This is a genomic window from Endozoicomonas sp. (genome assembly GCF_051008435.1).
GTDB lineage: Bacteria > Pseudomonadota > Gammaproteobacteria > Pseudomonadales > Endozoicomonadaceae > Endozoicomonas_A.
In genome coordinates this window covers 22140-32819 of record NZ_JBPCXO010000417.1, presented here as the reverse complement: position 1 = coordinate 32819, position 10680 = coordinate 22140, and the positions used below count along the sequence as shown (strand labels likewise).

6 protein-coding genes are annotated in these 10680 nt (G+C 48.2%); 2 read left to right on the top strand and 4 right to left on the bottom strand.

What is annotated here, in order from left to right:
* From ACR2PX_RS21115 to ACR2PX_RS21100, 4 genes are all read right to left on the bottom strand, one after another.
* Positions 1 to 769: hypothetical protein (locus ACR2PX_RS21115; protein WP_434001335.1), on the bottom strand; the 769-nt coding region annotated here is incomplete at its 3' end.
* Positions 770 to 951: 182 nt separating this feature from the next.
* Entirely contained in the window at positions 952 to 5964 is a 5013-nt protein-coding gene (locus ACR2PX_RS21110; RefSeq protein WP_434001334.1) for a PAAR domain-containing protein, read from the bottom strand.
* A gap of 8 nt (positions 5965 to 5972) precedes the next feature.
* Complete coding sequence (locus ACR2PX_RS21105) at positions 5973 to 8105, bottom strand: type VI secretion system Vgr family protein (protein WP_434001333.1); 2133 nt, start codon at positions 8103 to 8105, stop codon at positions 5973 to 5975.
* A gap of 62 nt (positions 8106 to 8167) precedes the next feature.
* Entirely contained in the window at positions 8168 to 8749 is a 582-nt protein-coding gene (locus ACR2PX_RS21100; protein WP_434001332.1) for a DUF6931 family protein, read from the bottom strand.
* 536 nt (positions 8750 to 9285) lie between these two features.
* Here ACR2PX_RS21100 and ACR2PX_RS21095 point away from each other — a divergent pair.
* Positions 9286 to 9909 (top strand): AHH domain-containing protein, encoded by a 624-nt coding sequence (locus tag ACR2PX_RS21095; protein ID WP_434001331.1) that lies wholly within the window; start codon positions 9286 to 9288, stop codon positions 9907 to 9909.
* Complete coding sequence (locus ACR2PX_RS21090) at positions 9906 to 10466, top strand: hypothetical protein (protein ID WP_434001330.1); 561 nt, start codon at positions 9906 to 9908, stop codon at positions 10464 to 10466. Before ACR2PX_RS21095 ends, ACR2PX_RS21090 begins: the two co-directional genes overlap by 4 nt.
* Positions 10467 to 10680: the final 214 nt, after the last annotated feature.

Sequence of the window (10680 nt, the reverse complement as noted above, 5' to 3'; positions counted from 1 at the left end):
TTGCCAGCAAACGATCCGATTCTTCTTTTAACGAGGGTTGCTCATCAGCGCTTGCAAACAGCTTCAGGCCCAGGAAGTTCCGGTTGTCATAAGAAGTGAGTTGCTCGCCCGGTGCAAAACGATCTCGTAGGAGCGTACGGTACAAAAGAATTCTGGCCTCCTGGTCAGGGGCTTGCTTTTGCCAGTTCAGTAGCAACTGATCCGCTGCTGGCCAGCGGGAGAATGGTTGCTGGATGATCAGCAGGGCACATAAAAAAGCGGTCAAGGGGCGGTGGTTATCTTTCTGAAACTGTTGCTCCAGACTCCAGACGCCTTCATCTTGTAACTGTCGTAACGCTTTCAGCTGGTTCAGGAGCCAGTCTTCGTAATGAGGTTGAGGCCAATCCATGACGGACTGGTTCTGAAACTCTTCCAATACATCATGAAACCAGTGTTCCTGTCGCTTCAGCACCTCAAGATAGTTCTGAATACTGGCTGGAGCTGGCAGACCTGTAGCACTGAGTTTCTCAAACATGATTCGAGCCCGGCTCAGTTTCTGATCGGGTAGGATCAACAGATACAGAACGGCAACATACTCATAAACGCTTTCATCGGTCTGGTATTGTTCTATTAGGTCTTCAAGCTGCCTGGCAAGAACTTCTGTGGAATGATTACCTGTGGTATCGAACTGATGGAAGGCATCGACCCAAACGGGAGGCTCTTCAGAAAGGTAATTCAGAATAGATTTTTGACTGTTTGCTACATCCAATGAAATCGGGGCAGCAGACACAACCTGAGTCACAATATAAAGTAGGAAAAATGGTAAAGAACTAATTATGGGCAACAGCATTAATTGACAGCTCGACCATGAAATGAACTTTTTGATATTAGATTAGATTTCAAGAGGTGCTAAAAAGAGTGGATAAACTTGTGGTTCTTTTGGGTATAGGGATTGGAAGTGCTATCCAATACTCAACCTATCAAAACAGTGGGCCACCCAAAGACAACAGTGCCACCATGGGCAGTAGAGTCTCCCATTCGTACAGCCGGTTTGTTATTGATCAGCACCGTAAAGCTGCCCATGATGACGGAATCAGGCGGCCCCACACAGATGCAAGGCTGTCCGATGGTGGCAGCTGGAAGATTACCAATGAGAACGTTGGTAGGGAGTGGCAGTAAGGGGCCACCCACATGAGGGGCGGAAACAGGAGGTGGATTCTGCATGGAGCAGATATGCATATCGGTCGCTCTTGCAGCGGGGAGCCCGACGGGGCCAGCTGGAAAGTCTGGTGTAGCGGGTTGAAGAGAGGGAGGCGTGGCATTTCCCTGAAACGATTCTGCAGTGACTTTCTGCCCGGTCAGGGCATCGATGGTGAAATCAATAAAGCCACTCTTATCAACAGAGTTGAGAATATTCTTTACTGTATTCAGCCTGGGCGACATTGATGGGTTAAATTCTGACACTTTGTCCAGAACCGTAGTGGTGGCTTTCATACCCAGATTTTTCAGGCTTTTAAGGGTCGCTGAAATTGAGTTCTTTTTGGGCTCCAGTTTGAGCTTTGCCCCTGTGTCTTTATCGCCGGTACTGACCACCGGATCATCCTTGATGGTTTTTTTAATGACTTCTGCACGGGCTTTAGGGGTATCCACAGGTCCCTCGCTCAATAAACGGCGAGTGACGTAGTCCAGCGAGCCATTCTTCTGCAGGCCCTGAAGACCCTTGATCGCATCGGACAAACCCAGGCTCTGGTTCAGGGGTTCAAACGTTTGGGTATTGATCGCTTTGTCGGCCAGTTTAAGGCCTAAGCCAGCGGCATGGTTCAGAGCCTTTGCAACATCAATCTCATTCTGGGCTTCGGGATCCACCAGATTCTCAACTAACTGTTTGCCGGTTTTGATCAGTGCCTGAGCATCATCATCGGTCAGTATATCCAGAACCTCCTGAACCCCTTTGGCGGTGACTTCGAAGAACGGTTTGCTTTCGGGATGTTCTTCCTTGACCCGGTTAATAAAGTCACTGGCCGTGTGATGGACGACCTGCTTGAACAGATCTCCTGCCGTTCCCAGCCACTTTCGACCAGGAGAAGGCTTTTCATCGATCCCGTTGGGATCAACCTGATCCGCAATAAACTGGAAGCCCAGATCTACGGATTGATTGAACAGCTTATTGAGGGAAGATTTCCGAGGAGTTGATTCCGGCTTAGCGATCAGGTCTTTAAGTTGATCCGTTGCGTCCTGACGACGTTTTTCCAGTTGCAGGTTGCTGTCTTGAGGGTTGACGAGACGATTGACCACCAATCCGCTGACGCCGGACAGGGTGCTGAGCATTCCCTTAACCTGATCACGATAATCCTTGCTGACCAGATGGCTGACTTCATCAACCAGATCGCTTTGGAGATCCTGAATGTAGGGTAATTGCTCTTTCAGCGTGGTCTCGCCGGTAGCCAGGTCAATGCCCCGGTCTATCACGCCTTTGTCATCGATTTGGGTCAGCACTGTGCGCAAAGTGTTGAGTCGCGGCGCAATGGAAGGATTACTCTCTGATACTTTATCCAGAACCGTGGTGGTCACCTTCATGCCGAAGTTTTTCAGACTCTTGAGGGTGGCTGAGATTGAGTTCTTTTTGGGCTCCAGTTTGAGCTTTGCCCCCGTGTCCTTGTCACCTGTACTGATCACCGGATCGTCTTTGATGACTTTTTGAATGACTTCTGCGCGGGCTGTGGCAGTATCAATCGGTCCCTGGTTTAGCAAACGACGAGTGACGTAGTCCAGTGTGCCGTCTTTCTGGAAGTTCTGAAGACCCTTGATGGCATCGGACAATCCCAGGCTCCGGTTCAGAGGCTTAAAGGTTTCGGTATTGATGACTTTGTCAGCCAGTCGAAGTCCGAGGCTGGACGCATGACTCAGGGCTTTGGAAACATCAATCTCATTCTGGGCTTCAGGGTTTATCAAGTTTTCAACCAGCTGTTTGCCGGTTTCAATCAAGGCCTGTGTATCTTCATCGTTCAGTAGGTCCAGAGCAGCCTGAACGCCTTTGGCAGTGATGTCGAAGAACTGTTGGCTTTCAGGGTGTTCTTCCTTGACCCGGTTAATAAAGTCACTGGCGGTATGGTGAACCACTTGTTTGAATAGATTTCCGGTCGCCCCCAGTAATCGACGGCCTGGAGAGGGCTTTTCATCCGTTCCGTTAGGGTCAACCTGGTCGGCAATAAACTGGAAGCCCAGATCTACCGATTGATTAAAGAGTTGCTGCAGAGAACTGCGTCGAGTCGAAGCCTCCGGTTTATCGATCAGGTGTTTCAGCTGATCCGTCGCGTCCTGCCGACGTTTTTCCAGTTGCAGGTTGCTGTCTTGAGGGTTGACCAGACGATTGACCACCAAACCGCTGACGCCGGACAGGGTATTGAGTACCCCCTTAACCTGATCACGATAATCCTTGCTGACCAGGTTGCTGACTTCATCGACCAGATCGCTTTGGAGATCCTGAATGTAGGGTAATTGCTCTTTCAGCGTGGTTTCGCCGGTAGCCAGGTCAATGCCCCGGTCTATTACGCCTTTGTCATCTATTTGGCTCAGCACATTGCGTAAGGTGTTGAGTCGTGGGGCAATGGAAGGATTACTCTCTGATACTTTATCCAGAACCGTGGTAGTCACCTTCATGCCGAAGTTTTTCAGGCTCTTGAGGGTGGCTGAGATTGAGTTTTTTTTAGGCTCCAGTTTGAGTTTTGCCCCCGTGTCCTTGTCACCTGTGCTGACCACTGGATCATCCTTGACGGCTTTTTGAATGACTTCTGCACGGGCTTTGGGGGTATCCACAGGTCCCTTGCCCAGTAAACGATGAGTGACGTAGTCCAGCGTTCCGTCTTTCTGGAAGTTCTGAAGACCCTTGATGGCATCAGACAATCCCAGACTCTGGTTCAGAGGCTTAAAGGTTTCGGTATTGATGACTTTGTCAGCCAGTCGAAGTCCGAGGCTGGACGCATGACTCAGGGCTTTGGAAACATCAATCTTATTCTGGGCTTCGGGGTCCAGCAGGTTTTCAACCAGCTGCTGGCCGGTTTTGATCAGTGCCTGGGCATCTTCATCTTTCAGTAAGTCCAGGGCGGTCTGAACGCCTTTGGCAGTGATGTCGAAGAACTGTTGGCTTTCAGGGTGCTCTTCCTTGACCCGGTCAATAAAGTCGCTGGCGGTATGGTGAACGACCTGTTTAAACAGATTGCCAATAGACCTTGGGAGTTGGCGACCCGCAGAGGGTTTGTCATCGGTTCCGTTAGGATCGACCTGATTCGCGATAAACTGAAAACCCAGGTCTACAGATTGATTAAATAACTGCTTCAGAGCGCTGTGCCGGGTCGAAGCCTCTGGCTTGTCGATCAGATGTTTCAGTTGATCCGTCGCGTCCTGTCGACGTCTTTCCAGTCGCAGATTGTTATCTTGAGGGTTGATCCGTTGATCGACCACCAGGCCGCTAACCCCGGACAGGGTATTGAGTACCCCCTTAACCTGATCGCGATAATCCTTGCTGACCAGAGAACTGACGTTTCTGATTAAGTCTTGCTGTAGAGCTTCAAGGTGCTGTGGTTGATGTTGCAGTGCAATAGAAGCGCTGTCGCTGACCCCTGAGCTCCTGTCAGGTTTATCTCTTTTGCCTGGAGCCACTAAGGTAGGGCTCGCCACATAGTCTGAGATCAGGCTCTTCAGACTTTCCGTTTGATGCAGGATCTGTTGGCTCAGGCTTCTGGTTTTTCTGTATTCCGGAGAACTCTGAATCACGTCCAGATCCTGAATCATGGCAGAGAGCTGTTGCAGGACGGCTTCTGTTGAGCCCAGGTTCAATTGTTGACTCGAAGCTTGTTGTTTTTGCTGATCAAGGATCAGTTGTTCCAGGTTTGTGAGAAGCTCAGTGATCAGAGATTTAATCAGTTTGATCCCGGAGTTGGCCCCATTCTCCAGAATCATTGCCTGACGCAGCAGGGCCTGATTGTTTTTATCCAGAAACGACTGACTCAAAAGGGAGCTGGATGCAGAGAATGAGTAAGAATACTGACGGGCTCTATGGTTGATCTCTATAGGAGTGTTGTTCTGTAAGGCAATGAATTGATCAGTTTGATTCACAAGTTCCTGAAAGGACTGCAGGGTTTGTTGCTTTTTTTCTCTTGAATCTGCTGGGTCTGAAGCTCTCCCAATCGAGCTCGGTGTAACAATATGGGTTATATCCCTCAACGGCTTTGACAGGGAGGTCAGTGAGCTATCCAACCCTGAATAGTTGCAGGGAGGTATTGCTGAGGCAGTCCTGATGAGTTGATTGAAGAGCCGTGGTAGCCGGGATGCAATGTCCCGATTCGAAATACGTTCATAGTCGCTGATCCTGGCGCTTCCCTTCAGTGAGTCCGGTACCGAATGGGTGAACGTCTCAAAAGCCTGAAGCAGTCCAGAGCTGGATGTGCGTAGTGTGTAAAAAGTCTGATCCTGAAGGTTGATGAAGTGTCTCTGGTTTCTGATGGTTTCAAAAAAATTCAGGTCATGTTCAGAGGTATGAAAGGTTCGTTGTAGGGCCTGCAGATTTTTTTCAGCAGAACTTCGCTTATCAAATAAATGGGGTTCAAAGTTCGTCTGCAGATTTTGCATGCCTGCCACTAAACGCTGAAAAGATTCCCTCTCCTCCATTCGGTGCGTTTTTCCCCTGGAGTAGGCGTCATTTGAATCGTACTGATCAAGGTCAGAGTATTGCTGATGGAGTTGTCGCCCTGTTTTCAGAAGGTCTGTGACATGCTCTGAAAGTTGCAGGGCACTCTGCTTCATAGACTGATGTGATGCCTGGTATTGTTGCAGCACTGCCAGTAGCGAATGCTCTTCAATCCGATCAGCCGACTGGTTAAAGTCAGAATCCTGTTGCATCAGAGGCTTGAGGTCCTCCAGATAGCGCAGTAACCAGCTGATCAGGATCTGCAGTGCCTGTGAGGTGGTTTCCAGTTCATCTTTCATAACGACAACTAATTGATTTTCGCCAGAGCACCGGTGATTTGAACCATTGCACCGGCTTTCACCGTTGTCATGGCATTACCATTGATGGATACCAAAGTGCCTTTTACTTCTGCATTGGCTGTGCCGGAAAGAGAAGCCGAAACACCTCCTTTGACCTCCGAAGAGACTTTTCCGTCTACAACCACCTGCATGCCGGATATTTCAATGCCAGTAGGCGACAATTTGATGCTACTGGCAGCACAGGTGATTTCCACCGCTGTATTGGATAGAGAGATTTTGCTGCCACCAACGCTCAGTTCAATGGAACTTTTCCCGGTTCCATGAATGCTGGTGGCCTCCATAGAAAGCGTATTTGCTGCTTTTTCAGAAATATTGGCATTGGATGAAAGGCTCAGGTCACCAGTGCTTTTGGTAGCGGTGGTGCCGTTAACGGTCAGGTTATAGTTGCCATCGGTTTTTTGTGTGTAATCACTGGCTGTAGTGACCTGATAGTTGGCGTCTGTCTTCAGGCGAATGTCTTTAGTGACCTCTGTAGTCTGGAGCCCTTCCACTTTATGGGCATCATCTTCCTTGACCTGCCGACTGGATGTTTTTTCGGTGAGTGACTTGAAGTGGCCTTGTATGGTCTCGCTGCAATCGTTTTTGACCAGCGTTTCCATGTCTTTTTCTGCCTGAATATTGATGAGTTCTTCATCTTTCTTGCACTCAAAACTCAACTCATTGAAGTTTTCTACGCCAGCTTTGGGCGTTGACTTCAGCTTGATGCCTTGTTGTGAAGGGGCAGTGTAGGGCTGGGCATGCTTGCCATTGTAAACAGTCCCCACGACCAGAGGTTGGTCGGGGTCATTGTCGAGAAAGCTGACCAGCACTTCATCGCCAATTCTGGGTGTGAACTGGCAACCAAAACCATCTCCGTTAGCAGCCTGAGCCACACGAACCCAGCAGGAACTGTTCTGATTGTTCTGTCCATAGCGATCCCAGTGAAACTGCAACTTGATTCGATGATACTGATCCAGATAAATCTCTTCATTGTCTGGCCCGGTGACAGTGGCGCTTTGTAAGCCTGGCATGATGGGTTTTGCCAGAGAGGAGGAAGGTTTCCACTCGAAACTGAGAGGGATACAACTGAAACGGTTTTTGTACTCCATGGAGCGGCCATCTTCATTGGTGACCAGAATGTGCTTCACCTCCATAAGGTAATACTTTTGCTGCTCAGCGGCATTCGGGTGATGAACCAGCTGAAATTGAGTGCCTGCAGCAAACCGGAACAGGCAGCTTTTTCCTGTGACCAGACTGTATCCCGAGTCAATGCTTTTGAGGTTTTTGTCTGTGACTTGCTTACCCTGACTTTTCTCGTTGAACTTCCCTGGCCAGGTGAATTGTTCCAGAACTTTACGGTGGGGCAGTGATTCAGGACTTCTGGATATATCGGCTATGACGGGTTCTGCCAGGTCAATATTGTAGTCAGCCGTTGCACAGGCCCCGGACAGCACCTGATACTGATGAGTCCATTCGGTAATGGCCTCACCGAGGTGCTGACTGTCAACAAAGAACTCAGCGCTATTCTCTCCACATTCGTTGAAAGCCCGATTTGAGTCACTGATGACCAGTGTGTGTTGGGCGCTTTGTTGATCAAAATAAAAAAACCAGCCTTCACTGGCCATCAGGCGTCGGATATAGGTCCAGTCACTCTCATTGAACTGGACTGAGTATTCTTTTTTGCAGGCACCGGTGACCTTGATCTGAAGCTGTGGATGAAAACCATGCTCCTTGCAAATGGACTGAATGATCTCAGTACTGGTCATTTGCTGAAAAACACGACAGTTCACTCTTTGGTTGAGAAACCAGGCCCAGGGTGAAGCGGTGACTTCAAAGTAGTGGCTGTCGTGGGTGCGCATCTCGCCCAGCGCCATCAGTCGTGTGCAGTAACCATGAAAGTAGCGTTCTTTCACATGGGTGGAGCCTTCTTCAGGCTGATAACAGAAGCTGATGGCTTTTCCCAGAAAGTCCTTCTCATTCAAGTTTTTAGCCAGCACCACCGCACGATGCTCGAAAAAGTCATCCAGGTACTCATGGCTGTGCAGCTCTGAGACAATCAGTTCGTCGCCACTTTCCAGAGAGGCTATGAGCGGTCGATCCATATCAATCTCCTAGGAGGCTGACCGGGAATAGATAGATCAGCCTGAAATCCAGAAAGAGCGAGTCAGACTTCCAGAGGGAGCGCGTCGGCAATCTTTATGCCTGAGGCTATAAACATTTGGTAGCGACTCTCCTGTTCCTGGCCGTCTGGAAGAATTGCCGCCAGACCCAGAGCACCCGCCACGGCATGACTATAAAGGAACGCTGGGGCAGGGCAGTCAGGACCATTAATAGGCGTAATACTGCCGCCACTCCAGAAGACTGCCTGAGCCAGCCATCCCCATGGGTTGTCCAGTTCTGCCTGAGCAACGGCCACCTCTGCCATGCGACGATGAGTCTCTTCAGGTTTTTTGAGCCATTGAGCGACAGCATTCTCAGCATTTTTCTGAATATCCGGGGTGGGCAGGTCCAGCGATAAAACGGACTGATACCCCCACCAGACACACTCAATGGAAGGGAGTGCGTGACAGAGAAATATAATCAAATCCTGCCACTGACTGTTGTCGTATAGCTGATTCAGAAGTTCAACGGGTGAGCTGTTTTTATCGACCTGTTGTTTAAAGCTACTGCTCTGCTGGTAGCGACAGAGAATATCCGTTGCCCTGGGTTGAGGGATTTTCTTGAGGCCGGGCTTATCGATCAGCATAAGTCAGAAATACTCTTTAGCATGCCCCGTCTGAAAACTTATCTCATGGATTTAGCCCAGTTTGTGATACACGTATAGGGCTGCAGTCTGACATGAATCAGCCATGGGCGGCTGAGATGATTTTTCGTTCGCTTAGGGATAAAAAAATCTTGTGGTAAATAGAGTAGTTCTGACACTCTCAATGGCAACCTGCAGTGGTGATTATGAAGGATAAGTTCTGAGTAGGCAGAAGGATTTTATGCAGAGAGGTGATGTTAAGGGGCTGTGTCGGAAGTGGCTCAGCATGAAGTAGAAATGTAAAAACTGGTCAGAGTATAACTTTGCCAGGCTGAGTCAATATGATGTGGTTCAAATAAATATGCTTTGAGGTTGGCCTGCGTGCCAAAGCCGCTGAGGATGCCTGACCCCCATGAAACCATTTGGACTTCATGTACCACACCTGTCGAAAAATAGAGTATAGTTGCGATGACCTCTTCCAGTGACTGATTTGTATATGGATTTATTGAGATAAGAAGTATCTCAACAAAGGAGTGGAGATGAGTCTCGAAAAGCACTATGCAACCCCTGCCTTCCTCGAAAAAGTAAAGTCAGAGTCTATCTCTGATGCAGATCATGAAGTTTTTAATCGGATAGAAAGAAAATTTTCAGCAGCCAAAAAAGCAAGACTTATGGCAAAGCTGGAAAAATTTCGTGGTGAAGCCGCCAAGAGAGATAAACTTTTTCTTCAGGCTGAAAGCCACAGTTCCTCGCTACTCGGCGAGTTTATGCGAGCAGTCGGCATGCAAAGACCTGGTCCTCGTTGGGAAGCCCATCATATAGTATCCGGAGATCATAAGGAGGCTACGCCAGCAAGGGCTGTAATGGCCCAGGATGATATCAAGATGCGTATTGATGACCCTTCTAATGGCTGCTGGATGCCCAAAACCAAGAAAGATGCAAGACCTACTATCTATCCTAACGCTATCCCTCATACACGTATTCACAGGGAGAAGTATTACGAGTGGATTTTTAATATGTTGATGGTCGTGGAATCTTTCGAGAATGTAGAAGCAATCTTCAAAACAGTGAGAGCTCAAATTCTCCATGGAAACATCAAGAATGAATTGCTGCTACAGGAAATACATGAAGCTGAATATGATGCCTGGAGTAAGATAAAGTGAGCTTTTTCAGAATCACTAATGACTTTGAAAACTATTGGAGCTTTAATATCTCCAATGTCGAACTATTCAGTAAAATGCCAACTTATGACCCAAGATTCAAAGCTCAATCTAGGTTGAGTGACTGGGTTCAACCAGACGCAGAATTCTACCCAAGTGAAAACTACTCAGGTAATTCAGATGCTCCTAAGATACCGGATATTACCACCTGGCTTTATGGAAACCTGATACTGAATGAGAAGGCCTTTCAGTGCCTGGAAAATGACCTGGCTCCGTATGGTGAATTCCTTCCTGTGAATTGCGAAGGGAAAAGGTATTTTGCCTTTAATACACTGTATCTGATTGATGATAATGCAATTAATCAGGAACTCAGTGAGCAGGATATTCAGGATGGAATCTACATGGGAGTCAAAAAGCTAGGTTTTATTGAAAGCGCTATCAGCTCTTCAATCTTCAAAACCAGCTTTGACAGGACTCTATACAGCTACTGCTCAAATAAATTTATCAAGAAAGTTCAGGGCAGTAATCTTCAAGGGCTGATATTCCTGCCTACAGAATAAATGCGCATGCAGGGGCAGGCCCTGAATCTTGAAATTATTTTACTGAGCGGCGGAATAGATACAGATCAGGTCTGAACTAATACACTCTATCCGACTAAAACGCCCAACACTGCAGCGGATCAACTCACCTACTATTTCCTCTATCTGGATACGTCGCGACAAGCTCTCAGCCCCCTTTGCCCTATCGGTTGTATTTTGATTTACTGCTCAATCT

Coding starts and splice junctions, on each gene's coding strand:
- ACR2PX_RS21110 (WP_434001334.1), bottom strand. CDS start 5,964: ATGAAAGATGAACTGGAAACCACCTCACAGGCACTGCAGATCCTGATC.
- ACR2PX_RS21095 (WP_434001331.1), top strand. CDS start 9,286: ATGAGTCTCGAAAAGCACTATGCAACCCCTGCCTTCCTCGAAAAAGTA.
- ACR2PX_RS21100 (WP_434001332.1), bottom strand. CDS start 8,749: ATGCTGATCGATAAGCCCGGCCTCAAGAAAATCCCTCAACCCAGGGCA.
- ACR2PX_RS21105 (WP_434001333.1), bottom strand. CDS start 8,105: ATGGATCGACCGCTCATAGCCTCTCTGGAAAGTGGCGACGAACTGATT.